This is a genomic window from Pseudaestuariivita atlantica (assembly GCF_001205715.1).
Taxonomy (GTDB): Bacteria; Pseudomonadota; Alphaproteobacteria; order Rhodobacterales; family Rhodobacteraceae; genus Pseudaestuariivita; species Pseudaestuariivita atlantica.
On the sequence record NZ_AQQZ01000003.1, the window covers coordinates 381,546 to 407,218 of the forward strand.

Consider the following 25,673-nt stretch of genomic DNA (forward strand, 5'->3'; position numbering starts at 1 on the left):
CCGCTGCCGGGCGCGGCGCATCACCAAATTCGACAGCGCGTGTCGTTTTTGTGCGCCACGTGCCGGTTCAGGCGGGCACCCCCAGCGCGTCCGGCAGGTCGGCAACGCTTGGCAGCACAAGATCGGCCCAGGGTGCCAGCGTTTCCGCGTCCGCCGTGCCGGTCAGGACGGCGATGGTGACCATGCCCGCGTCGCGCCCGGCGCGCAGGTCATGGGTGCTATCCCCGACCATCGCGCAACGGTCCGGGGTGACGCCCATGCGCCGCGCCGCTTCGCGCAGGGGCGCGCCCGAGGGCTTGGCCCCCGCGCCGCTGTCGCTGCCCAGCACCGCCGCGAACATGTCACCGACGTCCAGCGCCTGCATGTGCGCCCGCGCGGCGGTCTCGGCGTCATTCGTCATGATGCCAAGCTTCAACCCGCCCGAGGCAAGCCGCCCAAGCACCGGCCGCAGCGGTAGAACGCCGACCACCGGCGCCTCGGTCACGGCCTCCGCCAGCCTGCCTTCCAGTAGGTCGGGGGTGGTATCCGGCAGGACACCCGCCGCCAGTTCCGCCAGTTCACGGTTGGTGCCCGCGACCGCCGGGGAGGTGTCGGCGAAACGGCCCGTCGCCAGATCGAATTCCCAAACGGCGGCCAGCGCCGCCCGCGCATCCGGGTCCGGCCCCGCGAAGGTGCCGATGGTCGCGGCGGCAAAGGCGCTCCACGTTCCGTGGAAATCGAGAAGCGTGCCGTCCTTGTCGAAAATGATGCCCTGCAGGCCGGCTGCCTTCAGGTCCAATGCACCTGCTCCCCGCCCGGCAGCGCGTGCCGCGCCTGAAGAACCGCCTCGTAGGGCAGGCGCTCGGCATTGCAGAAGGCGATCACCCAGGCATCATCCATGGCGATGAAATCAAGGACCGAACCAAGGAAGGCCGGATCGCCTGCCTGCGCCTTGATGTCGGCAACCGACGCGCCCGTAGCCCCAAGGAAAACGGGCAGCAGATCGTCGTTCCCGACCAGCCAGCCCAAGGCTTTCAACGCCAGCGTCTCGGCGGATTCCTGCAACATGACGAAAATTGTCTCCCGGTTCTAAAGACATTGTTAACCTTCTCGGGCGCAAGCTTCAGGTCATCCGAGGGACACATCGAACAGAGCGACGCCATGCCCGTCAAGATATTGATCGTTGATCCTGTGGCAACCAACAGAATCGTCCTGAAGGTCAAGCTGCTTTCAGCGTTCTACGAAGTGTTGCAGGCCGCCGACCGGGACGAGGCAGAGCGCCACATCGCCGCCGCGGCGCCCGACCTCGTCCTGCTGGGATCGGGGCTGTCCTGTGGCACGGCGACCTCGCTGGTCGCGTCCGTTTCCCCGCGCGACGACCAGGTCCGCGTCCCGGTCATGGCACTGCTGGCCGAACGCGATTCCGCGACCCGTCAACACCTTCTCGAAGCCGGGATCGACGACGTGATGGAACGTCCGCTCGACGATACCATGCTGCTTGCGCGCCTGCGCTGCCTGTTGCGCGCCAACCAGGCCGAACGGGAATTGCGGCTGCGCGACGGCACCCGCCGCGCGCTGGGGCTGTCCGAACCCGCCGCGGCCACGTTCGAGATGCCGCCGCGCATCGCGCTGGGCGGGACCGACATCGCCCGCACGACGAAACTCGCCGCCGCGCTGAAGCAGACGATGCCCGGCGCGTCGGTCCTTCCCGACCTGCGCGGGAGCCTGTTGTCCGCCGATGACCGCGCCGCGCCCGACGTCTTCGTCGTGGCCATCGACCACGAGCGGACCGAGGCCGCTCTCGGCCTGATCTCGAACATCCGGGCGCGGCCGCATTTGCGCAACACCTCCATCCTTGCCGTCGCGCCGCGCGGAGACACCCACCTTGCCGCCGCCGCGCTCGACCAGGGGGCGAGCGACCTTGTGCCGGACGATGTGGACGTGGATGAACTTGCCCTGCGTCTTGGCCGCCTGACCGCGCGGAAGCGCACGGTGGAACGGCTGCGCAAGACCGTCGAGAACGGGCTTCAGGCCGCGCTGATCGATCCCCTCACGGGACTTTACAACCGCCGCTACGCGATGCCGCACCTGCAACGCATGGCCGAACATTGCCGGCAGGCAGATCGCAGTTTTGCCGTGATGATCGCCGACCTCGATCACTTCAAACGGGTCAATGACCGGCACGGGCACACGGCGGGCGATGCCGTCCTCGTGGAGACGGCCCAGCGCCTTGTCGCCAACCTGCGACCCGTCGATCTTGTCGCCCGCATTGGTGGAGAGGAATTCCTCGTCGCCATGCCCGATACCGACCGCGCCGCGGCACGGTCCGCGGCGGAGCGTCTGTGTTCGGTGATCGCGGCTACACCCTTCGCGGTGCCCGAAGCCTCCGCGCCGATCCGGCTGACCGCCAGCATCGGCGTGGTTCTTGCCTCGGGGCGGGACGCGGACGTGCCGGGCGGAATAGACACCCTGATCCGCGCCGCGGACCGGGCGCTTTACGGGTCGAAATCCCACGGGCGCAACCAGTTCACTCTGGCCCGCGCCGCGGCCTAGTTCCCGCCTTCGCGCCCCTCGCCTTTCCGGCCCTTGCCGTCCTTCCGCTTCAGCCGGTAGGGACCGCGTTCGATAAGCGCCTCCAACCGGGTGGCATAGGCGGCGCGTTCGGCCTCCGACATCTCCGCGACATAGGCGACCAGCGCGCTGCGCCCCGCCTCGACCCGAACCGCCTGGCGGTCAAGCTGGGTCCGCATGTGGCGGTCGAACGCCTCGGCATCGAAGGGGGTCGCCCGCAAAAGGTCCAGCGCGGTCGCGAAACTGCCGCGCCACTCGGTCACGGTAGGCCGGTCTTTGCGCAATTCGCGCCGCAACTGGCGCGACAGGCCGCGCCGGTCCTCCGCGTCAAGCGCGGCGACGTAAGGCGTCCGATTCGCATCGGCCGGGACGCGACCGAACCGTTCCATCGGGCCCGAGCTGGTCACCGCGCCCACGATCAGCCCGATCACCAGAAGGTTGAAGGCCAGCGACAGAAACAGCAGGATCCGCACCCACAGGGCCGTCCGGGCGCGCGGGGAGGGGTCAGGGGCGCTCATCCTTCGCTCTCCCCGATGCCGTCCAGCAGCGCGTCGCCAAAGAAGCCCGACCCGTCGACCAAGCCGATCGAGGCAAGCCCGTCATCCACGCCCAGCATCGTCGCCATGTCGAATTCAAGCGCCTCGGGAGGCGCGACACCGATCCACACGCCCGCAACACCGGCAGCCGCAAGGCCCGCCGCCGCCGGCCAGCCGCCGATCGCATCCAGCACCGATTGCCAGAAGGGGACGCGGGGCGGAGCGGACGGCCGGGCAACCGGCGCGACGAAGCCCTCCTGAACCGCTTCGGCATCGCCCAGCACGCGCGCCAGAAGGTCGGGCGACGCGCCATGCGCATCGCGCTCGCTTGCTTCGGCGAACAGCTCGTCAAGGAACGGATCAAAGGCGTCTTTTTCGTCAGCCATCGGTATATCCCAGCTCTGCGCGGCGCCCTTTGAGCAACTCCGCAAGTTTGCGTTTCCCGCGCGCGGTCAGACTTTCCACTGCCTCCACGCCAATGTCCATGATCTCGGCGATGTCGGGGTTCGACAGGCCTTCGATATGGCGCAGGATCACCGCCTGCCGCTGCCTGTCCGGCAGTTCCGCAAGCGCCGCATCCAGCGCGGCCATGCGGGCGTCCCCCTGCAACCGCTCCTCGGCGCTTTCCGCGTCGTCCTCGGGCTCGGGCACGGCATCAAGCGCCACTTGCGGCGCGCGGCGCAGACGGTCGATACAAAGGTTCGACGCCACGCGGTAAAGCCAGGTCGACACTTTCGCCTCACCCTGCCGCCAATCGGGCGCGGCCTTCCAGAGGCGCAGCATCGCTTCCTGCGTGACGTCCTCGGCCTCGGCCCGGTTGCGCAGCATCCGGGTCGCCTGCGCCAGCACCCGCGGCGTCAACCGCAGGGTCAGCGCGCGGGCCGCGTCCCGGTCGCCATTGGCGAACCGGACCAGCAGCACCTCGTCGTCGAGGTCGGACTGGGCGTCTAGCGGCATGTCCATCGATCCGGGCGTAGCGGCTTTGGGTCCGGGCGGCAATCCTTGCGGTTCCACCGCCCGGACCCTCGGGGAGATCAGCCGCGGTTCTTCTTGCGGCGGTCTTTCTTCATGGCCTGCATCGCCTCGAATTCGTCTTTCGAGATCGCGCCGTTGCCGTCCGCATCCGCGCGGTCGAACATCCGCTCCATCCGGTCGCCGCGGCGGTCGGCATGCTCTGCCTTGGCGGTGGCGATCTCGGCTTCGGTCAGGGTGCCGTCCTCGTTGGCGTCAAGCCGGTCGAACATCCGGCCGGCACGTTTCTCGGCCCGGTCGCCCGCCTTGTCCCGTGCCGCCGCGATCACGTCCTCGCGGGTGACCTGCCCGTCGCCGTCGGTGTCGATCTCGGCGAACCGTTGCTTGGCGTGGGCCTCGCGGAAGGCGACGATCTCTTCGAGCGTCAGTTGCCCGTCATTGTTGGCGTCCAGTTCTTCGAAGGCGGGCATCTCGCCGCGCATGCCGCCATGGCCCCCCTTGGCCAATGCGCCCGTTGCAGCGACGGAGCCGACGAGGGCGGCGAGTACGAGGGTCTTCGGTGTCATGTGCTCTTCCTTTGTTGTTCAGGGACCCACCCGTTTCGGCGGTGTCTGACCAGTCACACGCACCACCCGCCCCTTTCCGTCGCCAATCCGCGAAAAAAAGTGTCACACCGTAAAAAACATGCGACATCGGACCGCGCTGGCACCGTCAGCCCTTTTTTCGCGGTCCGCCAGCGTCCATATCCCGCGATGAGATGACAGTAACCGACCCGTCCTTGTCCGCACCTGATGCCCGCCCGGCCCGGACCGCCATGTTGCGCGGATGGCGGCGGCGTTGCCCGAATTGCGGCAGCGGCCCGATGATGTCGGGGTACCTGAAGGTGCGCGATCATTGCCCGGTCTGCCATGAAACGCTGAGCCATCACCGCGCCGATGACGGCCCGGCCTACCTGACGATCCTGTTTGTCGGGCACCTGATGGCACCGCTTTTGCACATCGTCTTCGTCCGGTTCCGACCCGAACCGCTGGTGCTCTTTTCCATCTTTGCGGTTGGCACCGTGGCGCTGTCGCTCTACCTTCTGCCGCGATTGAAGGGCGCGATCGTGGGGTATCAATGGGCACGCAGGTTGCACGGTTTCGGCGCGGCGTGAGCCCGCGATGAGCGACAAGCCCGTTCCCATCCGCAATGCCGCGACGGTGATCGTGCTGCGCGACCATGCCACGCGGCCCGCCGTCCTGATGGGGCAGCGCGGTGCCAAGGCCGCCTTCATGCCCAACAAGTTCGTTTTTCCCGGCGGTGCGGTCGATGCCGCCGACAGCGAGGTCGCACTGGCCGACCCCATCGAGGCGCCCTGCGCCGACAGGCTGGAAGAAGACGCGCCCGCGGGCCTTGGCCCCGCGCTTGTCGCCGCCGCGATCCGGGAATTGTGGGAAGAGACCGGGTTGATCCTTGGCCAGCCGTCGGCGTGGGAGGGACCGAAACCCGAAACGTGGGCGCGGTATGCCGATGCCGGCTACCGCCCCTCCGGCGCCGATCTGCGGTTCGTCTTCCGGGCCCTGACCCCGCCGGGCCGCCCGCGCCGGTTCGACGCGCGGTTCTTCCTGGCCAATGCCGACGCCCTGCGGTCGGACCCCGACGATTTCAGCCGGGCCGAGGACGAGCTGTCACACCTGCAATGGATCCCGCTGGACGAGGTGCGCGGGTTCGACCTGCCCTTCATAACCGAAGTCGTGCTGGCCGAGATTTCCGCGCTTGTCGGCAGCGACACCGCGCCGCCCTCGGTCCCGTATTTCCGCAACGATGACGAGGCCAGCCTGTTCCTGCGCCTGCGCGGGGCGTCCCCGATGGCGGGAACCGGTCAGTAGGGCATGGGATGGGCGCGGTGCGCCGTGTCGATCTCGTCCAGCACTTCCCTTGAGAGGGTCACCTCCATCGCGGCCAGTGCGCGGGGCAGCTGGTCTACATGCGTCGTGCCGAAGATGGCCGACGCCATGAAGGGCCGCCCCATCGCAAAGGCCAGCGCAAGGTGCACCGGGTCGATCCCGTGACGCTCGGCGATGTCGAGATAGGCCGCGACGGCGGTGAAGGCGCGGTCGGTCTTACGCCCGCCGAGGTTCGCCACCAGTTCCATCCGCGACCCTTCGGGCACCGCACCACTTTGGTACTTGCCCGTCAGCAGCCCCGCCGCGAGGGGGGAGAAGCAGAAGAGCCCCACATCCTCGTACATGCTCAACTCCGCAAGGTCGGTGTCGTAGAGGCGGCACAGCAGCGAGTATTCGTTCTGGATCGACGCGACGCGGGGGCCGACGCCATCCTCTGCCAGCCGCAGCCATTGCGCCGTCCCCCACGCGCTTTCGTTCGACAGGCCGAAGGCGCGGATGCGGCCGCGCGCCACCTCGGCCTGCAACGCGCCGAGGATGTCGGCCATGTCCTGCCGGATCGTCGCGGCATCGCCCTCGGGGTCATAGGTCCAGTTCTGGCGGAACATGTAACTGCCGCGATTGGGCCAGTGCAGCTGGTAAAGGTCGATCACATCCGTCTGCAACCGGTCGAGAGAGCCGTCTATGGCCTGCGGGATGCTGTCGGCGGTGATGTCGGCACCGTTCCGGATATGGCCCATGCCGTTGCCGCTGTGCTTGGTGGCGATCAGCACGTCGTTGCGGCGCCCGGTCTTCGCGATCCACGTCCCGATCACCCGCTCGCTGTCGCCCTGCGTTTTCGCGCCGATGGGATTGACGGGATACATCTCGGCGGTGTCGAGGAAATCGACGCCGTGGTCGATCGACATGTCGATCTGCGCATGGGCATCCCGTTCAGAGGTCTGGGTCCCGAAGGTCATCGTGCCAAGGCACAGGGGCGGGACGGTGATGCCGGTCCGGCCAAGGGGATTGCGCATGGAGTTCCTCTCTTTGTGTCAGGGGACCGTGCCGTCGGCAGATAGCGGAGCGCCCGACGGGGTCAACACCGCCCCGCCGATTGCCGCGGGCGCGACAGACACGGTTTTAAGGATGGCAAAGGCGCTGGCACCGGCGCGGATGTCCAGTGCCCGCGCCGACCGGCGGGTGATGCGGGACAGCAGGCGCACCGGCCCCTCCGTCGTGTCGGCAAGCTCCAGTTGCACCATCACGCCCGGCCCGCGCCCGTCCTCTACCGCGACGATCCGCACGGGCAGCACGTTCAGGGCCGACAGGCCCTCGGGCCGGGTGGCGGCAAGCATCACGTCGGTTGCCGGGATGCGCAGGCGCAACGCCGCGCCCGGCCTTGCGGCCACTTGCGGCACCAGCATGCGCACCCCGTTCAGGTCGATCTCGGACAACCCGTCACCGGCATCGGCGCGCGACAGTCGCGCCGAAAGCACCGCTCCGGTATTGAGCGCACCGATATGCCGGGCCAGAGCGGGGTCGGCCAGCAAGTCGACCGCCGGTCCGGCGGCCATGCTTGTCCCGCGGTCCAGCACGACCAGCGTGTCGGCAAGCCGCGCGACTTCGGAGATGTCGTGGCTGACATAGAGGATCGGCACCCGCGCCTCGGCCCGCAGGCGTTCGAGGTAGGGAAGGATCTGTGCCTTGCGGGTCGAGTCCAGCGATGCGAGCGGTTCGTCCATCAACAGCATGTCGGGCCGCGACACCAGCGCCCGCGCGATGGCGACGCGCTGCGCCTCCCCGCCCGACAGGGTCGCGGGATTGCGGCGGAGCAGGTCGCGCAGGCCAAGCATGTCGACGATGGCCTCGTCGTCTTGCGACAGCGACCTGCCCGGCGCACCGTAGAGGATGTTGCCCAGCACGTCGCGGTGCGGGAACAGGCGCGGCTCCTGGAACACGTATCCCGTGCGGCGGCGATGCACGGGCACCCACAGGCCCTTCGTGCTGTCGCACAGGACCCGCTCGCCCACCACGATCCGCGCCACGTCGGGTTTCAGCAATCCGGCGACGGCCCGCACGATGCTGGTCTTGCCCGCCCCGGACCGACCGAACAGCGCGGTGACGCCGGGCGGCGCGGTAAAGGCCACGTCCAGCGCCGGTCCGTCGGGGCCGAACCGGTGGCCGATGGCGATATCCAGCACCCCGCTCACCGCGCCGCCCGCCGCGTGAGGAGCTCGGACACCACGACCGCGCCCAGCGACAGGACCAGCGCCACCAGCACCAGCCGCCACGCCGCCGCATCGCCGCCCGGCACCTGCAGGAAGGCATAGATCGCCGACGGGACCGTGCGCGTCTCTCCGGGGATGTTGGCGACGAAGGTGATCGTGGCGCCGAATTCCCCCATCGCCTTGGCAAAGGCCAGCACCACGCCCGCGATGATCCCCGTCCGGCTGAGCGGCAGCGTCACCGTCAGGAACACCCGCAGGCGCGACGCGCCGAGCGTTCCGGCGGTTTCCTCCAGCGCCGGGTCGACGTTTTCAAAGGCCAGCCGGATGGGGCGCACCATCAGCGGGAACGCCATGACCGCCGCCGCCAGCGCCGCGCCGGTCCAGCGGAAGGCAAGCGGCAGGCCCAGCGACTCCATCATCGCGCCCAGCGGCGCGGACGGGTTGAAGGCCAGAAGCAGCAGGTAGCCGGTAACGACGGGCGGCAGGACCAGCGGCGTGTGCACCAGCGCGCTTAGCAACGCATGGCCCCGGAACCGGCCCCGCGCCAGCGCCCATGCTACGGCGAGGCCCAAGGGCAGCGCGACCAGCGTTGCCACCAGCGACACCCGCAGCGACAAGAGCACCGCCTGCCATTCCTCGGGTCCAAGCCAGCCCATCGCGGTCACTCGGGGACCGGGCCGAAGCCCAGTTCGGCCAGCCGCGCCTGCGCGGCGGGGCCTATCAGCGCGGTCACGAACGCCTCGCCTCCGGGCGTCAGCGCGGCGGCGTGGTAGGTGATGGGCGGATGCGCGTCGGCGGGGATGTCGGCCACGATGCCGACGCGCGGCTCTGCCGCGGCATCGGTGGCATAGACAACGCCCAAGGGCGCCGCCCCGATCGCAACGAGCGCGAGCGCCGCGCGCACGCTGTCGGTCCCCGCGACCCGTGGCCCGGCAACCTCCCACAGGCCGAGGTGCTGCAGGGCGGCGCGTCCGTATTGCCCGGCGGGCACCGCATCAGGCAGCCCCATCGCCAGCCGCCCGCTGCCCAGCCGCGCCAGCACCGCGTCGGGCGCGAGGTCAAGCGGTGCGGACCGGGCGCGGGGCGCGACGATCACCAGCCGGTTGGTGGCGATGACGCGCGCGGTGCCGGGGGCGGTCAGGCCCTTGTCCTCGATCCATTGGATCCAGGCGGCGTTGGCCGACAGGAAGACATCCGCCGGGGCACCCGCCGCGATCTGGCGGGCAAGGGTCGCGGTGCCGGCAAGGCTTGTCACCACCTGTTGCCCCGTCCGTTTCTCCCAATCGGCGGCCAGCACGGCGACGGCTTCGCCAAGGCTCGCGGCGGCAAAGACGCGCAGCGGCGCGTCGTCCGCGTCCGCCATTGCGTGACGGGGCAGCAGGGCAAGAACGGCCAGCAGGAGTGTCAGGAAACGGCGACGCATGGCGGCACCTTGTCCGAGCGCCGGGATGCGCGCAAGCCTGCCGGGCCCCGCACTCCGCGCTTGAGAACGAAACAGGAACATGCTCTACTGACCGCATGACATTCGCCCGCTTTGACCGCACTCCCCGGCACAGGCCGGTTTCCCTGACACCCGATGTCGCGCTGATGCCCGGTCGCGCGCACGAGGCCTGCGGCCTGTCCCGGCGCACCTTTGCCGCGTGGCTGGCCGGGCGGATGGAGGGGCCGGTCTTCTGGATCGCGCCCGCATGGGAAAGCGATCCGCTGAACCCCGCGGGGCTGGCCGCCTTTGCCGAGCCGGGGCGCTTCACCTTCCTGCATCCCCGCCGGGACGAGGACGTGCTGTGGTGCATGGAAGAGACGCTGCGCGCGGGTGCGATCCCGCTGGTCGTGGCCGACCTGCCCGGCCCGCCGGGGCTGACGGCGGTGCGGCGGCTGCACCTCGCCGCCGAAACCGGCGCGACGCAGGGCGCGGGCGTGACGCCCTTGGCGCTGATGCTGACGCCCGATGCCGGCGGCGCGTCGGGGGTGGAGACGCGGTGGCACATGACCCCGGCACATCAGCCGCCCGCCGCCGCCCCCTTCGGCGCCGCCCTGCACGGGCGCTGGCGGCTGACCCGGCAGCGCGCGCGCACCGCACCGCCCGCCGCGTGGTGGGTGACGGGCCTGCCGCAACGGCTGGAGACCGCGCCCTGCCCCGACGGCATCGCGGCCTGAAAGCCGCCCGTCAGGCGACCGGCGGTCGTCAGGCGGCGCGCACTGGCCAGCGCGTCTGCAGATCGGCGATCCCGGCCCGGATCAGCTCTTTCAGCACGTCGGGATCGACCTTGCCGAGGCGACCAAGATAGAGGCAGCTCTTGCCCAGCTTGTGCGGCCCCAACCGGTCGAGGATCGACGCGAAATCGGCGTATCCCGGCATGATGTAGACAACCATGTTCGCCTTTCGCGGCGAGAACCCGGTGGCAAGGAACGTGCCCGTGCGCCCGCTGTCATAGGTGTAATCATAGGCCCCGTACCCCACGATCGTCGGCCCCCACATCTGCGGGGTCCAGCCCGTCGCCTCGCGGAACAGCGCGTCCAGAATCCGCGCGTCCTCGCGCCGCCCCGGATGCCCGACCGCATCAAGGAACGCCTCGACCGAGGCTCCGGTTGGCCGTGTCTTTGCCTCGCCCATAGCCTGTGTCTCCCTTGACCCATCACGTGCGTTTGATCGTCACGGGCGTCGCGCGCCCTATACTCCATCCTATCACAACCGGAGGATCACCGAATGTCACAGTCTCTCCTGCCCACCCGCCGCTCGGTCCTGGCCGGACTTGCCGCGACCGCCGCCGCGCCCGCGCTGGCCAAGGCACCGATGATGGGCATGTCTGTCCCGAAATACCGCCGCGTCATGCTGGGCGGGTACGAGGTGACCACGCTTCTCGCCGGGACCGCCGCGCGCGATGAGCCGCAGAAGATCTTCGGCCAGAACGTGAGCGCCGAGGAGTTCGCAGCGGCATCGCAGGCCGCCAACATCCCGGCCGACCGGGTCCAGTTCTTCTTCACGCCCGTCGTGGTGAATACCGGTGACCAGCTTGTGCTGTTCGATACCGGCCTCAACCCGCAGGGCACCGGCGCGGCGCTGCAGGAGGCCGGGTACAGCCCCGACCAGGTCGACACGGTCGTCATCACGCACATGCACGGCGACCACGTCGGCGGCCTTATGGACGGCGAGACCGAAACCTTCGCCAACGCCGCCTACGTCACCGGCCGGGTCGAGTACGACCACTGGGCAAAGTCCGACAGCAAGGCCTTCGACACCAAGGTGCGCCCGCTTTCCGAGAAGTTCACCTTCGTCGAGGACGGCGGCACGGCCGCGCCGGGCGTGACCGCGATGGCCGCCTTCGGCCACACGCCGGGGCACATGACCTACATGCTCGAAAGCGAAGGGCGCACGATGCTTCTCGCCGCGGATTTCGCCAACCACTACGTCTGGTCGCTGGCTCATCCCGACTGGGAAGTGCGGTTCGACATGGACAAGTCGGCGGCGGCGGCCACGCGGCGGCGGATGCTCGACATGCTCGCATCCACCGGCACGCCCTTCTCGGGCTACCACATGCCGTTCCCGGCAACGGGTTACGTGGTGAAGCGCGGTGACGGCTATGCCTACGAGCCCTCGACCTACCAGCTGATGCTGTAAGGCGCTTGCGCATTGCATGGGCGCGGCCTACCGCTTGCGCCCATGACCACCGCCGATCCCACGCTTGACGATATCGAGGCCATCGCGCGCAAGACGCTGGCCGCGCTGCCCGCGCCCTTCGTGGCAGGCGCGGCGGAGGTGCACCTCGCGGTCGTGGACTGGCCACCGCAGGACGTGCTTGACGAACTCGACATCGACGACCCGCTGGACTTGACGGGCCTTTACGACGGCATCCCCCTGACGCGCAAATCCGTGCTGGACCAGCCGGTTCAGCCGGACACGATCTGGCTCTTTCGCGAACCGATCCTCGACGAGTTGGCCGAACGCGGCAATGTCACGCTTGAAGAACTCGTGGCGCATGTCACGCTGCACGAACTGGCGCACCATTTCGGATGGTCCGACGACGACATCGCCATGATCGACCGCTGGTGGGAATGACGCGCTACTTGCGCAACTCGTCGGCGCCCACGCCCCACAGGGCGGTTTTCGGTGCCCAGCCCCGGTAGCCACCCGATCTGAGCCTGCACCAGTCCGGTTCGCACTTGCCCAGCCGTGCGACGACGCCCAGTTCCAGCATCGCCGTGACCGGGGCCTCCATGTCCGGGCGGACATGCAATTGCAGCATGTCCTCTTCCACGATCACGGTACGCACCCCTGACAGAAGCGAGTAATGCACCCAGCCGCCGACGCCGTCGCGGTCCACCACGCGCCGCCAGTTGCCGTATTCGTGGGTGATCGTCAGCGGCATGTTCTGCCGCTTGAACACCCAGTCGATGCGATGGCTCAGCGACGGGCCCCGGCGCACGTTCGCCTCGGACACCTTCATCGACACGTAACGCGGGATCGGCAGGTTGGTCACCGGGCCGCGCATCACGGCATCGGTTTCGGCCCGGTCAGCATGGGCTGCGGGCGAAAACGCGACGATTGCCGCAACGGCAAGACGTAAAACCAACCTCATCGGGACCAGTTGCCTGTCAAAATCATCGGGTAAGGGTCTTGTGCCCTTTCTGCTTCGCCGTCACTTTGCCACGGGGGGAACCCCGCGCAAAGCGGCAGGGAGGCGGCATGCCATCAAAACGTCTGAGTGTTGTCGTGACGCGACGCTTGCCCGATGTGGTCGAAGCGCGGATGCGTGAATTGTTCGACGTGCGCCTGCGCGACGACGATACGCCCATGACCCGCGCGCAACTGGCCGAGGTGATGAAAGAGGCGGACGTGCTGGTCCCCACCATCACCGACACGATCGACGCCGGCCTGATCGCCGGCGCGGGCGAGCGGTTGAAACTGATCGCCAGCTTCGGCGCCGGGTTCGACCATATCGACGTCGCCACCGCCCGGTCGCGCGGCGTGCTGGTATCGAACACGCCCGGCACCGTGACCGACGACACCGCCGACATGACCATGGCGCTGATCCTCGCCGTGACCCGCCGCATCCCCGAGGGCCTCGCCACGATGCAGAAGGGCACGTGGGACGGCTGGGCCCCGAACGCGTTTCTCGGCGGCAGGCTGGCCGGCCGGCGGCTGGGCATCCTCGGCATGGGCCGGATCGGGCAGGCCGTCGCCCGGCGCGCCGCCGCCTTCGGCTGCCAGGTGCATTACCACAACCGTCGTCGCCTCCGCCCCGAGACAGAGGCGGAACTGGGCGCGACCTGGTGGGAAAGCCTCGACCAGATGGTGTCGCGGATGGACATCCTGTCGGTCAACTGCCCCCACACCCCCGCAACCTTCCACCTGATGAACGCGCGGCGGCTGAAGCTGATGAAATCCTCGGCGGTGCTGGTGAACACCTCGCGCGGGGAGGTCGTGGACGAGAATGCCCTGACCCGCGGCCTGCGCAACGGTGAACTGGCGGGTGCGGGGCTCGACGTCTACGAACACGGCACCGACGTGAACCCGCGCCTGCGCGAACTGCCCAACGTGGTGCTGCTGCCGCATATGGGGTCGGCCACCTATGAAGGCCGGGTCGAGATGGGCGAGAAGGTCATCATCAACATCAAGACCTTCGAGGACGGCCACCGCCCGCCCGATCAGGTCGTGCCCGCGATGCTGTAGGGCATTGGACCGTCACCAGATTTTCCTTGTCGCGACGCCGGGGCTGGAAGAGCCCCTGCGCGACGAGGCGCTGTCGCTCGGCTTCCACAACCCGCGCGTGGTGCATGGCGGGGTGACCTTCGAGGGCAAGTGGGAGCATGCCTGGCGCGCCAACCTGTGGTCGCGCGGAGCGGTGCGGGTGCTGGTGCGGGTCGGCGCGTTTAAGGCGCATCACCTCAACCAGCTTGGGCCAGAGACGCGCGCGACCGACTGGGCGTCGCTGATCGCCCCCGGCACGCCCTTCCGGGTCGAGGCCGTCTGCCGTAAATCCCGCCTCTACCACGAAGGGGCCGTGGCCGAACGCGTGACCGCCGCCATTGCCGAGGCGTCGCAGGCCACGCCAAGCGCCGAGGCGCCGCTGCGCATCCTCGCTCGGGTCGAGCGCGATCATGTTACCCTTTCGATAGACACCTCCGGTGCGCCCCTCCACCGCCGCGAACACAAGGCCGAGGTCGGCAAGGCCCCCCTGCGCGAAACCATGGCGGCGATGTTCCTGCGCCAGTTGGGGTTCGACGGCTCGCAACCCGTGCTCGACCCGATGTGCGGCTCGGGCACCATACCCATCGAGGCGGCAGAGATCGCTGCGGGCCTCGCCCCCGGCCGCTCCCGCAGCTTCGCGTTCGAAGAACTGAGCACGTTCGACCCGGACGCCTGGCAAGTTCTGAAAGCGACGGAGATCAGACAGCCGCCCGCGCAGTTTTTCGGATACGACCGGGACGGGGGTGCGATCCGGGCCGCCACCGCCAATGCCGAACGCGCGGGGGTGGACGGGTTCACGTCTTTCGCCCGCCAGCCACTGACCGAAGCCGCGCCGCCCCAAGGCACGCCGGGGATCGTGCTGACCAATCCACCCTACGGCGACCGGATCGGCACGCGCCGCGACCTCTTCGCGCTCTATTCCAGTTTCGGGCGGGTCATGCAGGAGCGGTTCGCGGGCTGGACCGTCGGGCTGGTCACCAGCGACGAAAAGCTCGCCCAGTCAACGCGCCTGCCGCTCACTCCCGGCCCGTTCGTGGCACATGGCGGGCTGAAAGTGCGGCTGTGGCAGGGCCGCATCGACGCCTGATCCCTAGCCTGTGCCATGCTCCAGCCACGCCCGGTCCTCGGGCGACAGGTGCGCGTCCATCACCGCGTCATAGGCCTCGATTTCTCCATCCGTCAGGTGCGCGCGCCACTGTCCGCTGGTGCCGCTGTGAAAGAACCCGTCATCCGATTTGAAAAAGCCCTTGCCGCCGGACGGCGCGAACCGCTCGGCATGCGCCTTCATGTTGTCGAAGGTCGCGGCTTGCACCAGCCGCTCAATCACGTCCGGCGCGTGCTTGACGCCCAACATATGCGCGACCCGCTCCATCGTGCCCACCAGATCGCGCGACATGTCGGCGTAGTGAAACAGCGTCACGTTCGGGCGCTCATCGACCGCCTTGGCAGCCTCAAAATGCCGCAGGATATGGGCGAGCGGCATCAAGTCCATATCAAACCCCTCGGGTCCACCATCCAGGAACCGGCGAAAGGCCACATTGTCCGGGTCGTCCTCGGGGTACCAGGCGTCGAACAGGGTCAGGGGAATGTTGCGCACGTGGTTGCGGAACGAGATATGCGCGTCCAGCGGATGCCGGAACACGCACAGGTACTGCGCCGTGGCGTCGAGCGGCAGGCCGTCCATCGGCGTGTGGCTTTTCATGCAGCGCCGGTGCGTCATCGCGTCAAGCCTGCCTGCCACCTCGTCGATCTCGCGGAACCGGATGTCGACCCACGGCATGCGGATGGACAGGTCCGTCTCTGCTTCCGGGTCACCGGACAGCAAGAGCGCGACGATGGTCTGCATCCACGTCGTCCCGCATTTCGGCGGGGTCACGACGATCACGTCATCGGGACGGATGGTGATCCTGTCCCACCGCCGGTTGTCCGTCAGCGGGCCGAGATAGAGCTTGCGGTCGGCCATGGCGCGCGCCTCCTGTGCCGGAAACCTGCCGACAAGTCTACGCGATGCGCGGATCACAACGCAAAGGCGCGTCGCCCGCACGCCCGGCTTGGCGTCGGCCTCGCCCGCGATCTAGTCTGCGCGCATGCAATTCCACGACCTGACAGCCGAAACGGCGCATCTTCTGGCGGGCAGCACCGTATTCGACAACCCGGTCGATCCCGCGCAACTGGCCGCCTTCGTCGCCGATCCGGGGCACCTGATGGTATTCGTGACAGGAGATGAAACCGTGATCGGTTTCGCCACCGGCACCGTGCTGCTGCACCCGGACAAACCACCGGCGTTCTTCCTCAACGAAGTCGACGTCGCCCCGGATCACCAGCGGCAGGGGATCGGGGTTCAACTGTGTTCGCGTTTGATGGACCGGGCCCGCGCGGCGGGCTGCAAAGGCATCTGGCTCGCGACCGAGGCCGACAACGCCCCGGCCCGCGCGCTTTACCGCAAGCTGAACGCGCGCGAGACGACCGGGATCGTGGTCTACGACTGGGACGGCGCGATGGATGGCTAGGTGCCGTCAGGCGAAGATCAGGACCACCAGCGCGAGGGCCAGCATGGTGCTGGTTACAGGCCCCCACAACGCGCGTTCGCGCGGGGAAGGCGTGATCCAGTTCAATCCGCAGGACACCGTCTGGACAATAACCGCCACCCAGGCCGTCCATGCAGGCCAGTGCGGCCAGAACCCGACCAGTGACAGAAGCGCAAGCGCCTGCGCCGCGATGATGAGGATCGACACGCCCGCCGCGATCCGGCCACTGAGCGGCAAGGGGCCGTCATGCGCCCCGCCCTGGGTCAGCCTGCCCCATGGCGCCCCAGCGATCAGGGCAATCTGGAAGCCGATGACCCCAAGGCAAGCGATGGCGTAGAGGACGGCGGCAAGGGCGGGAAGCGACATGCCCCTAGGCTATCAAGGGCCCGGCGCGCACGGCAAGTCAGCCCGCGCGCGCCATGCCCGTGCCCGCGATCAACTGACCACTTTCCAGTCAACCTCGCGCTGGTCTTCGCCCACCTTGCCGCGACGGACATAGAGGCGGTTGAGCGCGTCGATATAGGCGCGGGCGGAGGCGACGACAGTGTCGGTATCGGCCGACTGGCCGGTGGCGATGTTGCCGTCTTCCTCCAGCCGGACCGACACGGTCGCCTGCGCGTCCGTGCCCTCGGTCACCGCATGCACCTGGTAGACCTGAAGCCGCGCCTTGTTGGGATAGATCGCGCGAACGGCCTTGAAGGTCGCGTCAACCGGGCCATCGCCCGTCTCTTCCGCGGTCTCGGTCCGGTCGCCCACCTGCATGACAAGGTCGGCCACCGCCGGGCCACCCGTGCCGCACTGGATCGCCAGCGATTTCAGGACGAGGTGATCGTCCCCGCTGCTACCGGTGCGCATCAGCGCGATCAGGTCGTCGTCATAAACTTCCTTCTTGCGGTCGGCCAATTCCTTGAACCGCACGAACACGTCCTTCAACTCGTTGTCGCCCAGCGTGAAACCCAGTTCTTCGAGTTTCGAGCGCAGCGCGGCGCGGCCCGAATGCTTTCCCATCACGAGGTTCGTGGCCGACAGGCCCACATCCTCGGGGCGCATGATCTCGAACGTCTCGGCGTTCTTCAGCATGCCGTCCTGATGGATACCGGATTCGTGGGCAAAGGCGTTCTTGCCGACGATGGCCTTGTTGTATTGCACGGCAAAACCCGACACGGCAGCGACGCGGCGCGAGATGTTCATGATCTTCGTCGTGTCGATGCCGGTGGTGTAGGGCATGATGTCGCCGCGCACCTTCAGCGCCATCACGACCTCTTCCAGCGCGGTGTTGCCCGCGCGTTCGCCCAAGCCGTTGATCGTGCACTCGATCTGGCGCGCGCCGCCCTCGACGGCGGCGAGGCTGTTGGCCGTCGCCATGCCCAGGTCGTTGTGGCAATGGGTGGCAAAGATCACCTCGTCCGCGCCCGGCACCTCGGCGATGAGACGGCGGATCAGGTCCGCGCTTTCCACCGGTGCCGTGTATCCCACCGTGTCGGGGATGTTGATGGTGGTGGCGCCGGCCTTGATCGCGATCTCGACCACGCGGGCAAGGTAATCCCACTCGGTCCGCGTCGCGTCCATCGGCGACCATTGCACGTTGTCACAGAGGTTGCGGGCGTGGGTGACCGTGTCGTGGATACGCTCGGCCATCTCGTCCATCGTCAGGTTCGGGATCGCCCGGTGCAGGGGCGAGGTGCCGATGAAGGTGTGGATGCGCGGCGACTTGGCGTGTTTCACCGCCTCCCAGCAGCGGTCGATATCGGCATAGACCGCGCGGGCGAGGCCGCAGATCGTGGCGTTCTTCGCGTTCTTCGCGATCTCGGACACGGCGCGGAAGTCACCTTCCGAGGCGATGGGAAACCCCGCCTCGATGATGTCCACGCCCATCTCGTCCAGAAGCCCCGCGATTTCAAGCTTCTCGTCATGGGTCATGGTGGCGCCGGGGCTTTGTTCGCCGTCGCGCAGGGTCGTGTCGAAGATGACAACCTTGTCTTTCTGCGCATCCGGCGCAGGGCGGGTCGTATCTGTCATCGGTCTGTCTCGTGATTTGTGTGTCGGTTGGGGGTGTCTCTGGCGCGGTCTTCTCTCCTCTGAGCGGACGCGCCGAAAGGCACGCTCAGAGGCGGCTAAGAAGAAGACCCAGCAGAAGACCCAAATTCGACATGCGCGACACTATAGCCGCGCGGGCCCGGAATGGAAGGGGGTTCGTTCAGGCGGGCGCGATGCGCCGGGCATCCGCCGATGACGCGTCATCCAGAAACAGTGCCCAGCGGATCGCGCGCACACCCAGCAGGACACAGATCGCCCCGAAACAGCCAAGCGCCGCGCTGACGCCCAGCGCGAACAGGTAGTGCACGGCAACAAGCGGCAACAGGGCCGCGCCGACACTTGCAACCACCCAGCTGAACGCAACCGCCCCGGCGAAACAGACGCAGACCTTGGACATGGCACTCTCACACTCATCACTTCACGCGCATGAGTGTTGCGCGGACGGGCGGCGCATTGCGAGGGGAGAGGTGCGCGAAATTCCCCCTCGCCCCTGCCGGGTCAGGCGACAGACCGGGCCCGCGATCCGGTTCCGCGCCACAGCACGTCATCACCGTCGATCACCGCGTCCGGCGCGATGTCGGGCGCGGTGCGCAGCCGGTCATACAGCGGGCCGAAATCCGCGTCGCACGCGGCGCGCAGATCCTCGAAACTGTCGATCACGAAATAGGTCTTCTGGAAATCGTCGATGTCGTACTCGGTGCGCATCACCCGTTCAAGATCGAACGCGATGCGGTTGGGGCTGGGATCCTCCAGCGCAAACCGGCTTTCGGCCACCGACGACATGATGCCCGCGCCGAACAGCTTCAGATCGCCCTGCCCGCGGATCAGCCCGAATTCGACCGTGTACCAGTAAAGCCTTGCGAGGTTCTTCAACTGCCCGCGTTCCAGCGCCCGCGCGCCGCCCCGGCCATAGGCCTGCATGAAATCGGCATAGACCGGGTCGGCCAGCAGCGGCACGTGGCCGAAGATGTCGTGGAAGATGTCCGGCTCGCTCAGGTAGTCGAACTCGGCCTCGGGCCGGATGAAGGCACCTGCGGGGAAACGGCGGTTGGCGAGGTGGTCGAAGAAGATGTCGTCGGGCACCAGGTCGGTGACCGGGACGACCTGCCAGCCGGTCAGCGGTGTCAGCCGCTCCGACAGCTCGGCCATGTCGGGGATGCCTCCGCCCGACAGCGCCAGCCGGTCGAGCGCGTGCAGGAATTCCGGGCAGGCGCGGGTTCGCAGGACCTTGGTGGCACGCGCGTACAGGCGATCCCACCGGTCATGTTCCTCGGCGGTATAGCTGCTCCACATCTGGTCGATGGTGAAATCCGCGGCGCGCGGCGCATCGGCATAGCGGTTCTTGACCATGACAATTCCCTTTCGCTGTGGCGACACGGTATTTCCGCACGGGCGCGTTCTGGTGTCATTTTATCGGAAAATTGCGGTATTGTTGAAACCTCATACCGAAATGATCTACAATTCGGTATGGAAACCCAAACCCTGTCCGAACCCGACCGGGCGCTTCTGCGCCAGATCCAGCGCGACTGCACGCTGCCGGTCAAGGACCTTGCCGAAGCGGTCGGCATGTCGCCCTCGACCGCGTGGCGGCGGATGCAGGATTTCGAACGGCAGGGCCTGATCCGCGCCCGCGTGGCGCTTCTGGATGCGCAGGCGCTGGGCCTCGACGTGACCATGCAGGTCAGCGTCAACATCCGGTCACAGACGGAAGAGGGACGCGCCGCGTTCGAACGGTTCGTGCGGGTGGAGGACGCGGTGCAGCGCTGCCTCGCCGTGACCGGCGAGCAGGATTACATCCTGCTGGTGCGCATGCGCGACGTCGCCGCGTTCGAGAGGTTCCTGATGGAGCGATTGCTGGCGCATCCCTCGGTCGCAAGCGCCCATTCGCAGCTGGTCCTGCGGGAGGTCAAATCCGGCCCCGCCCTGCCGGTCTGACGCCTTGCCCCCGCCCTCTCCCCTGCCCTAGGTTCGCGCCATGGCCCGCTATGCGCTGAAACGCCTGATCTCCCTGATCGTCAGCCTGGCGATCGCTTCGGTCGTCATCTTCCTCGTGATCGAGGTGGCGCCCGGTGATCCGGCGTCGTTCATGCTGGGGATCAACGCGCAGCCGGAAACGCTGGCGGCGCTGCGCGGCGAGCTGGGCCTCGATCAGCCGAAACTCGCGCGGTACCTGTCGTGGGTCGGCGGGCTGGTGCAGGGGGATTTCGGCACCTCTTATACCTACCGCACGCCCGTCGCGCAGATGATCGCGGACCGGCTCTGGATCTCGCTGCCGCTGGCGATTTACGCGCTGATCCTGTCCACCGCCATCGCCTTCCCGGTGGGTATCTACGCCGCCGCGCGCCGGGGCCGCATCGGGGACGTGACGGTGATGGGCGCGACACAGCTTGGCGTGGCGATCCCGAATTTCTGGTTCGCGATGATCCTTGTGCTGATCTTCGCCATCAACCTGCGCTGGTTCTCCGCCGGGGGGTTTCCGGGGTGGGAGAACGGGCTTTGGCCGGGGCTGAAGGCGCTGACGCTGCCCGCCATCGCGCTCGCCCTGCCACAGGCGGCCATCCTCGCCCGCGTCATGCGCTCCTCGCTCCTTGACCGGTTGGGAGAGGATTTCATGCGCACCGCCCGCGCCAAGGGGCTGACACAGCGGCAGGCGCTCTACCGCCACGCCCTGCGCAACGCGCTGATCCCGGTGCTGACGATCATCGGGCTGCAATTCTCGTTCCTGATCGCCGGGGCGATCATCATCGAGCAGGTCTTCTTCCTGCCGGGCCTCGGGCGGCTGGTGTTCCAGGCGATCTCGCAACGCGACCTGATCGTCGTGGAGTCGGTCGTCATGCTGCTGGTCTTTGCCGTGATCGTGGTGAATTTCGTGGTCGACCTTGCCTATGCCGCCGTCGATCCACGGCTGAGGTCGCGCACGTGACCCCCGGCGCGAAACGCAGCCTGATCCTCGGCGGGATCTTGTCGCTGGTCTTTGTCGCCGCCGCCGCGATCAGCTTCGTCTGGACGCCGCATGACCACGCCGCGCTTGCCATTGCGCAAAAGCTGAAACCGCCCGGCACGCCGGGCTACTGGCTGGGCACCGATCATTTCGGGCGCGACCTCGTATCGATGATCATGGTCGGCGCGCGCACGTCGATCGCGGTGGCGCTGGTCGCCGTGGGCATCGGCATGGGTCTGGGCGTGCCCTTGGGCCTCGCCGCCGCTGCCGCGCGGGGCGGCTGGCTGGACGAGATCATCATGCGCGGCAACGACCTGATATTCGCCTTCCCGTCGCTGGTGATCGCCATCCTCATCACTGCCGTCTTCGGCCCCGGAGCGGTCAACGCCATCATTGCCATCGGCATCTTCAACATCCCCGTCTTCGCCCGCGTGGCGCGCGGCGCGGCGCTGTCGCTCTGGGCGCGGGAGTTCATCCTGTCGGCCCGTGTCGCGGGCAAGTCCACCGCCCGGATCAGCGCCGAACATATCCTTCCCAACATCCTCAACCTCTTGATCGTGCAGGGCACCATCCAGTTCTCGCTGGGTATCCTGGCCGAGGCGGGGCTCAGTTACGTGGGCCTTGGCGCGCAACCGCCGACGCCGTCATGGGGCCGGATGCTGGCCGATGCGCAGACAATGGTCAGCTTCGCACCGCACCTCGCGCTCATCCCCGGCATCGCCATCATCCTCACCGTGCTGGGCCTGAACCTTCTGGGCGACGGGCTGCGCGATGCGCTCGATCCCCGGTTGCGGAGGGCGCGATGACCCTCGACATCCGCAACCTGTCCCTGTCGATCCACGGCACCCCGATCCTCGACAACGTGTCCCTGCAGATCGCGGCAGGCGAAATCGGCGCGGTCACCGGTGAAAGCGGGTCGGGCAAGTCGATGACCGCCCTGTCGGTGATGCAGCTTCTGCCGCCGGGGTCGGACCTGACGGGCACCATCCATCTGGATGAGACCGAGATCACCGCCCAGACCGAGGCACAGATGTGCGCCCTGCGCGGCAACGACATCGCGATGATCTTCCAAGAGCCGATGACCGCCCTGAACCCGGTCAAATCCATCGGCGACCAGGTGGCCGAAACCCTTCTGATCCACCGCGCCGCCAGCCGGGCGGAGGCCTATGACCGCGCGAAAGACACGCTCGCCCGCGTCGGCCTCGACCAGCCGCTGTCGCGCTTCCCGCACGAACTGTCCGGCGGGCAACGCCAGCGCGTGGGCATCGCGATGGCCATTGCACTTCGCCCCAAGCTTCTGATCGCCGACGAACCCACCACGGCGCTCGACGTCACAACGCAGGCGCAGATCCTCGACCTGCTCACGCGGCTGGTGCGCGAGGACGGAATGGCGATGCTGATGATCACCCACGACCTTGCCGTCGTGGCCGACATGGCCGACCGGATCGCCGTGATGCAGGCGGGCCGCATCGTCGAGGAAGGCCCGACGGCCGAGCTTCTGGCCGAGATGCGCCACCCCTATACCCGCGCCCTCTTTGCCGCCTCCGACCACCGCGCCGACCTGCCGCCCATGACCGGCGCGACCGACGCGATCCTGACCGCCGACGCCGTCACCCGCGCCTATCCCCTGCCGCGCCGCCTGTTCCAGCCGCGCGGATACGTCACCGCGGTCAATGATGTCAGCTTCACGATCCACGCGGGTGAACGTGTGGGCCTTGTCGGCGAAAGCGGCTGCGGCAAGTCCACCCTCACCCGCGCGCTTCTGGGGCTGGAGCCGTTGCAGGGCGGGCGCATCGCCGCCTTCGGGCACGGGGTCGGCCCCGACCTGCCCGCCGCCATGCGGCTGGGCATGCAGGTCGTGTTCCAGGATCCTTACGGCTCGTTCAACCCGCGCCACCGGGTCGCGCGGCTGATCACCGAACCCTTCCACCTGCTGCCCGATCCGCCCACCGGCGCCGACCGGCAAAAGGCCATCGACGGCGCACTGACTGCCGTGGGTCTGAAACCGTCGGACGCGGACAAGTTCATCCACGAGTTCTCCGGCGGTCAGCGCCAGCGCATCGCCATTGCCCGCGCGCTCATCATCCGGCCTGAACTGATCATCTTCGACGAAGCCGTCAGCGCGCTCGACGTGCGGGTGCGGGCGCAGATCCTCGACCTGATCGCCGATCTCGCCCGCGCGACGAACCTCGCCTACCTCTTCATCTCGCACGACCTGAGCGTCGTGCGCGGCATCACCGACCGGGTGATGGTGATGAAGGCCGGTCGTATCGTCGAGGACGGCCCGACCGACGTCGTGCTCGAAGAGCCGTCGCACCCCTACACGCGCAGCCTGCTCGACGCCGCCCCGCGCCTGCCACAGATCGCGGGGCTGAATGCCTGATAGCCCCCCTTCGAACAACGGCACGCCCCGCGTAACGCTCGACCGGGCGTTCGACCGCGCGGTGATGCGCGCCGACCTCTGCGCCTATTTCGCCGAACTTGCCGTCTCGGACCTCGATCCCGACCTGATCGCGCAAGAGCTGCTGGAGGAACCGGAGGTGCACCTTGCCTGCATCCGCGCGCCCGGTGCGGCAGGCTTTGTCGCGACAGCGGTGGAAGACGGCGTGACCCAGATATGCGAATTCTACGTCAGACCCTCCCTGCGCCGGTCGCGCATCGGCACCCAAGCCGCGCATCTGGCCATCGCGGCGGCCCCCGGCGCGTGGGAGTTGAACGCGATGCCGGGCGCGGTATCCTTCTGGCGGCACGTGCTGGCCACCTGCCCCGGCCTGCGCGACCTGCAGACCGGCCCGCCCGCCCTGCCGCACCAGGCCTGCAAGTTCACCTTCACCCAAGGAGCCGCCGATGACTGACCTCTGGTTCGATCCCGCGAAAATCCTGATCGGCGGCACGTGGCGCGAGGCGCGTGAGACCCTGCCGCTGGAAAACCCCTCGGACGGGTCGGTGATCGGGGCCATCGCCCGTGGCACCGCCGCCGACATCGACGCCGCCGTCGCCGCGGCCGAGACCAGCCGGAGCGGCTGGGCGAGGACCCCCGCCGCAGACCGCGGGCGCATCCTGTCGCGCCTCGGGCGGATGGTGCTGGAACATGTCGACACGCTGGCGCGGATCGAGGCGCAGGATGTGGGCAAACCCCTCACGCAGGCGCGCGCCGACGCGGTGGCGCTGGCGCGGTATTGCGAATTCTACGGCGGGGCCGCCGACAAGGTGCATGGGGAGACGATCCCCTATCTCGACGGCTACACCGTCTACACCCTGCGCGAACCGCACGGTGTGACGGGCCATATCGTGCCGTGGAACTACCCGATGCAGATCATCGGGCGCTCGGTCGGGGCGGCGCTGGCGATGGGCAACACCTGCGTGCTGAAACCCGCCGAGGATGCCTGCCTGACGGCGCTTGCCTTCGCCGATCTCGCCGCGCAGGCGGGCCTGCCGGACGGTGTTCTGAACGTCGTGCCGGGGCTGGGGGCCGAGGCGGGCGCGGCGCTGGCGGGACATCCCGGCATCCAGCATGTCAGCTTCACCGGATCGGTCGCCACCGGCGCGGCGGTACAACAGGCCGCGGGCGCGAACGTGGTCCCCGTGACGCTCGAACTCGGCGGCAAGTCCCCGCAGGTCGTCTTTGCCGATGCTGACCTCGACGCAGCCCTGCCGTTCCTCGTGAACGCCGGCATCCAGAACGCGGGCCAGACCTGCTCCGCCTCCTCCCGCATCCTTGTCGAGGAAAGCCGCATCGACGAGGTCACCACCCGCATGGCCGAAGCCTATGCCGCGCTGACCGTCGGCCCCGCGATGGACGATCCCCGCGTCGGCCCCCTGATATCCGCCCGCCAGAAAGAGCGCGTCGAAGGCTTCCTCGCGCAGGACACCGGCCTCGACCTCGTCGCCCAGGGCACGATGGTCGCAAACGCACCCGACACCGGCCACTACGTCACCCCCCGCCTTTACGCAGGCACCGACCCGTCCCACCCGCTGGCCCAGCAAGAGATCTTCGGCCCCGTGCAGGTCATCCTGCCCTTCCGCGACGAGGCCGAGGCCACGGCCATCGCCAACGGCACCGATTACGGCCTTGTCGCCAGCGTCTGGACCCGCGATGGCGCACGTCAGATGCGCATGGCCCGCGCGCTGCGCTCGGGGCAGGTCTTCATCAACAATTACGGCGCGGGCGGCGGGGTCGAACTTCCCTTCGGCGGCATCGGCAAGTCGGGCCATGGCCGCGAGAAGGGGTTCGAGGCGCTTTACGGCTTCTCGACGCTCAAGACCGTCGCAGCGCTGCACGGCTGACACGCGCCTCGCTCTCGACTCCCGCGCCCTGCTGCCATCA

At 68.2% G+C, this 25,673-nt stretch carries 32 protein-coding genes; 15 read left to right on the forward strand and 17 right to left on the reverse strand.

Going from position 1 to position 25,673, the window contains the following annotated elements:
• Nucleotides 1–67 precede the first annotated feature (67 nt).
• Both ATO11_RS08465 and ATO11_RS08470 read right to left on the reverse strand, forming a co-directional pair.
• Nucleotides 68–778, reverse strand: coding sequence for an HAD family hydrolase (locus ATO11_RS08465; RefSeq protein WP_050530392.1), 711 nt, complete (start codon nucleotides 776–778; stop codon nucleotides 68–70).
• Nucleotides 769–1,047 (reverse strand): DUF3572 domain-containing protein, encoded by a 279-nt coding sequence (locus tag ATO11_RS08470; RefSeq protein ID WP_050530393.1) that lies wholly within the window; start codon nucleotides 1,045–1,047, stop codon nucleotides 769–771. The genes ATO11_RS08465 and ATO11_RS08470 overlap by 10 nt, the downstream gene beginning before the upstream one ends.
• Nucleotides 1,048–1,140: 93 nt before the next feature.
• Between ATO11_RS08470 and ATO11_RS08475 the strand changes: the two genes are divergently transcribed.
• The gene (locus ATO11_RS08475; protein ID WP_050530394.1) at nucleotides 1,141–2,532 is read left to right on the forward strand and encodes a diguanylate cyclase; all 1,392 of its coding nucleotides are present in this window, start codon (nucleotides 1,141–1,143) and stop codon (nucleotides 2,530–2,532) included.
• On the opposite strand, the gene ATO11_RS08480 is transcribed toward ATO11_RS08475, so the two are convergent.
• The 4 genes from ATO11_RS08480 to ATO11_RS08495 all read right to left on the reverse strand — a co-directional run bounded on the left by ATO11_RS08480 (nucleotide 2,529) and on the right by ATO11_RS08495 (nucleotide 4,624).
• Nucleotides 2,529–3,068 (reverse strand): periplasmic heavy metal sensor, encoded by a 540-nt coding sequence (locus ATO11_RS08480; protein WP_050530395.1) that lies wholly within the window; start codon nucleotides 3,066–3,068, stop codon nucleotides 2,529–2,531. The two genes, ATO11_RS08475 and ATO11_RS08480, sit on opposite strands and share 4 nt — an antisense overlap.
• The gene (locus ATO11_RS08485) at nucleotides 3,065–3,472 is read right to left on the reverse strand and encodes a hypothetical protein (RefSeq protein ID WP_050530396.1); all 408 of its coding nucleotides are present in this window, start codon (nucleotides 3,470–3,472) and stop codon (nucleotides 3,065–3,067) included. The genes ATO11_RS08480 and ATO11_RS08485 overlap by 4 nt, the downstream gene beginning before the upstream one ends.
• Nucleotides 3,465–4,049 (reverse strand): RNA polymerase sigma factor, encoded by a 585-nt coding sequence (locus tag ATO11_RS08490; RefSeq protein ID WP_050530397.1) that lies wholly within the window; start codon nucleotides 4,047–4,049, stop codon nucleotides 3,465–3,467. Before ATO11_RS08490 ends, ATO11_RS08485 begins: the two co-directional genes overlap by 8 nt.
• A gap of 71 nt (nucleotides 4,050–4,120) precedes the next feature.
• Complete coding sequence (locus ATO11_RS08495) at nucleotides 4,121–4,624, reverse strand: EF-hand domain-containing protein (protein ID WP_050530398.1); 504 nt, start codon at nucleotides 4,622–4,624, stop codon at nucleotides 4,121–4,123.
• Nucleotides 4,625–4,815: 191 nt separating this feature from the next.
• Between ATO11_RS08495 and ATO11_RS08500 the strand changes: the two genes are divergently transcribed.
• Both ATO11_RS08500 and ATO11_RS08505 read left to right on the forward strand, forming a co-directional pair.
• Nucleotides 4,816–5,211 carry a DUF983 domain-containing protein gene (locus tag ATO11_RS08500; RefSeq protein WP_050530399.1) on the forward strand — a complete coding sequence of 132 codons (396 nt, stop codon included), beginning with the start codon at nucleotides 4,816–4,818 and terminating at the stop codon, nucleotides 5,209–5,211.
• A gap of 7 nt (nucleotides 5,212–5,218) precedes the next feature.
• A complete protein-coding gene (locus ATO11_RS08505; RefSeq protein ID WP_050530400.1) occupies nucleotides 5,219–5,926 on the forward strand; it encodes an NUDIX hydrolase in 708 nt (235 codons plus the stop codon).
• Here ATO11_RS08505 and ATO11_RS08510 read toward each other — a convergent pair.
• The 4 genes from ATO11_RS08510 to modA are packed head-to-tail and all read right to left on the reverse strand — an operon-like array spanning nucleotide 5,920 to nucleotide 9,574.
• A complete protein-coding gene (locus ATO11_RS08510; RefSeq protein WP_050530401.1) occupies nucleotides 5,920–6,957 on the reverse strand; it encodes an aldo/keto reductase in 1,038 nt (345 codons plus the stop codon). The two genes, ATO11_RS08505 and ATO11_RS08510, sit on opposite strands and share 7 nt — an antisense overlap.
• A gap of 18 nt (nucleotides 6,958–6,975) precedes the next feature.
• Nucleotides 6,976–8,133: a molybdenum ABC transporter ATP-binding protein gene (gene modC, locus ATO11_RS08515; RefSeq protein WP_341271326.1), complete on the reverse strand. Its 1,158-nt coding sequence runs from the start codon at nucleotides 8,131–8,133 to the stop codon at nucleotides 6,976–6,978.
• Nucleotides 8,130–8,807, reverse strand: coding sequence for a molybdate ABC transporter permease subunit (modB, locus tag ATO11_RS08520; protein WP_050530617.1), 678 nt, complete (start codon nucleotides 8,805–8,807; stop codon nucleotides 8,130–8,132). Before modB ends, modC begins: the two co-directional genes overlap by 4 nt.
• A 5-nt stretch (nucleotides 8,808–8,812) precedes the next feature.
• A complete protein-coding gene (modA, locus tag ATO11_RS08525) occupies nucleotides 8,813–9,574 on the reverse strand; it encodes a molybdate ABC transporter substrate-binding protein (protein ID WP_050530402.1) in 762 nt (253 codons plus the stop codon).
• A 95-nt stretch (nucleotides 9,575–9,669) separates the two neighbouring features.
• On the opposite strand from modA, the gene ATO11_RS08530 reads away from it, so the two are divergent.
• Entirely contained in the window at nucleotides 9,670–10,308 is a 639-nt protein-coding gene (locus ATO11_RS08530; RefSeq protein ID WP_050530403.1) for an ImuA family protein, read from the forward strand.
• Between the two features lie 28 nt (nucleotides 10,309–10,336).
• Here ATO11_RS08530 and ATO11_RS08535 read toward each other — a convergent pair whose 3' ends face one another.
• Nucleotides 10,337–10,765, reverse strand: a complete 429-nt coding sequence (locus ATO11_RS08535) for a DUF1801 domain-containing protein (protein WP_050530404.1) — start codon at nucleotides 10,763–10,765, stop codon at nucleotides 10,337–10,339.
• 93 nt (nucleotides 10,766–10,858) lie between these two features.
• On the opposite strand from ATO11_RS08535, the gene ATO11_RS08540 reads away from it, so the two are divergent.
• The gene (locus tag ATO11_RS08540; RefSeq protein ID WP_050530405.1) at nucleotides 10,859–11,770 is read left to right on the forward strand and encodes an MBL fold metallo-hydrolase; all 912 of its coding nucleotides are present in this window, start codon (nucleotides 10,859–10,861) and stop codon (nucleotides 11,768–11,770) included.
• Between the two features lie 42 nt (nucleotides 11,771–11,812).
• On the forward strand, nucleotides 11,813–12,208 hold the full coding sequence (locus ATO11_RS08545) for a metallopeptidase family protein (protein WP_050530406.1): 396 nt from the start codon (nucleotides 11,813–11,815) through the stop codon (nucleotides 12,206–12,208).
• 4 nt (nucleotides 12,209–12,212) lie between these two features.
• Here the strand turns inward: ATO11_RS08545 and ATO11_RS08550 are convergent, their stop codons facing one another.
• Nucleotides 12,213–12,728 carry an SH3 domain-containing protein gene (locus ATO11_RS08550; protein ID WP_082176221.1) on the reverse strand — a complete coding sequence of 172 codons (516 nt, stop codon included), beginning with the start codon at nucleotides 12,726–12,728 and terminating at the stop codon, nucleotides 12,213–12,215.
• Between the two features lie 107 nt (nucleotides 12,729–12,835).
• Between ATO11_RS08550 and ATO11_RS08555 the strand changes: the two genes are divergently transcribed.
• Together ATO11_RS08555 and ATO11_RS08560 are read left to right on the forward strand one after the other, a co-directional pair.
• Entirely contained in the window at nucleotides 12,836–13,822 is a 987-nt protein-coding gene (locus ATO11_RS08555) for a 2-hydroxyacid dehydrogenase (RefSeq protein WP_050530407.1), read from the forward strand.
• A gap of 4 nt (nucleotides 13,823–13,826) precedes the next feature.
• Nucleotides 13,827–14,927: a THUMP domain-containing class I SAM-dependent RNA methyltransferase gene (locus ATO11_RS08560; RefSeq protein WP_050530408.1), complete on the forward strand. Its 1,101-nt coding sequence runs from the start codon at nucleotides 13,827–13,829 to the stop codon at nucleotides 14,925–14,927.
• A 3-nt stretch (nucleotides 14,928–14,930) separates the two neighbouring features.
• Here the strand turns inward: ATO11_RS08560 and ATO11_RS08565 are convergent, their stop codons facing one another.
• Complete coding sequence (locus ATO11_RS08565; protein ID WP_050530409.1) at nucleotides 14,931–15,803, reverse strand: sulfotransferase domain-containing protein; 873 nt, start codon at nucleotides 15,801–15,803, stop codon at nucleotides 14,931–14,933.
• Between the two features lie 124 nt (nucleotides 15,804–15,927).
• On the opposite strand from ATO11_RS08565, the gene ATO11_RS08570 reads away from it, so the two are divergent.
• Nucleotides 15,928–16,350, forward strand: a complete 423-nt coding sequence (locus tag ATO11_RS08570; RefSeq protein WP_050530410.1) for a GNAT family N-acetyltransferase — start codon at nucleotides 15,928–15,930, stop codon at nucleotides 16,348–16,350.
• A 6-nt stretch (nucleotides 16,351–16,356) separates the two neighbouring features.
• On the opposite strand, the gene ATO11_RS08575 is transcribed toward ATO11_RS08570, so the two are convergent.
• The 4 genes from ATO11_RS08575 to phhA all read right to left on the reverse strand — a co-directional run bounded on the left by ATO11_RS08575 (nucleotide 16,357) and on the right by phhA (nucleotide 19,755).
• A complete protein-coding gene (locus ATO11_RS08575) occupies nucleotides 16,357–16,734 on the reverse strand; it encodes a hypothetical protein (RefSeq protein WP_050530411.1) in 378 nt (125 codons plus the stop codon).
• A gap of 69 nt (nucleotides 16,735–16,803) precedes the next feature.
• Nucleotides 16,804–18,387 carry a 2-isopropylmalate synthase gene (locus tag ATO11_RS08580; protein ID WP_050530412.1) on the reverse strand — a complete coding sequence of 528 codons (1,584 nt, stop codon included), beginning with the start codon at nucleotides 18,385–18,387 and terminating at the stop codon, nucleotides 16,804–16,806.
• 178 nt (nucleotides 18,388–18,565) lie between these two features.
• On the reverse strand, nucleotides 18,566–18,802 hold the full coding sequence (locus ATO11_RS08585) for a hypothetical protein (protein WP_050530413.1): 237 nt from the start codon (nucleotides 18,800–18,802) through the stop codon (nucleotides 18,566–18,568).
• A 101-nt stretch (nucleotides 18,803–18,903) separates the two neighbouring features.
• A complete protein-coding gene (phhA, locus tag ATO11_RS08590) occupies nucleotides 18,904–19,755 on the reverse strand; it encodes a phenylalanine 4-monooxygenase (RefSeq protein ID WP_050530414.1) in 852 nt (283 codons plus the stop codon).
• Nucleotides 19,756–19,872: 117 nt separating this feature from the next.
• Between phhA and ATO11_RS21800 the strand changes: the two genes are divergently transcribed.
• The 6 genes from ATO11_RS21800 to ATO11_RS08620 are packed head-to-tail and all read left to right on the forward strand — an operon-like array spanning nucleotide 19,873 to nucleotide 25,633.
• Nucleotides 19,873–20,340, forward strand: coding sequence for an Lrp/AsnC family transcriptional regulator (locus ATO11_RS21800; RefSeq protein WP_050530415.1), 468 nt, complete (start codon nucleotides 19,873–19,875; stop codon nucleotides 20,338–20,340).
• Nucleotides 20,341–20,380: 40 nt separating this feature from the next.
• On the forward strand, nucleotides 20,381–21,328 hold the full coding sequence (locus tag ATO11_RS08600; RefSeq protein ID WP_050530416.1) for an ABC transporter permease: 948 nt from the start codon (nucleotides 20,381–20,383) through the stop codon (nucleotides 21,326–21,328).
• The gene (locus ATO11_RS08605) at nucleotides 21,325–22,152 is read left to right on the forward strand and encodes an ABC transporter permease (protein WP_050530417.1); all 828 of its coding nucleotides are present in this window, start codon (nucleotides 21,325–21,327) and stop codon (nucleotides 22,150–22,152) included. The genes ATO11_RS08600 and ATO11_RS08605 overlap by 4 nt, the downstream gene beginning before the upstream one ends.
• Nucleotides 22,149–23,729 carry an ABC transporter ATP-binding protein gene (locus ATO11_RS08610; RefSeq protein ID WP_050530418.1) on the forward strand — a complete coding sequence of 527 codons (1,581 nt, stop codon included), beginning with the start codon at nucleotides 22,149–22,151 and terminating at the stop codon, nucleotides 23,727–23,729. Before ATO11_RS08605 ends, ATO11_RS08610 begins: the two co-directional genes overlap by 4 nt.
• The gene (locus tag ATO11_RS08615) at nucleotides 23,722–24,201 is read left to right on the forward strand and encodes a GNAT family N-acetyltransferase (protein ID WP_050530419.1); all 480 of its coding nucleotides are present in this window, start codon (nucleotides 23,722–23,724) and stop codon (nucleotides 24,199–24,201) included. The genes ATO11_RS08610 and ATO11_RS08615 overlap by 8 nt, the downstream gene beginning before the upstream one ends.
• Nucleotides 24,194–25,633: an aldehyde dehydrogenase family protein gene (locus ATO11_RS08620; protein ID WP_050530420.1), complete on the forward strand. Its 1,440-nt coding sequence runs from the start codon at nucleotides 24,194–24,196 to the stop codon at nucleotides 25,631–25,633. Before ATO11_RS08615 ends, ATO11_RS08620 begins: the two co-directional genes overlap by 8 nt.
• Nucleotides 25,634–25,673: the final 40 nt, after the last annotated feature.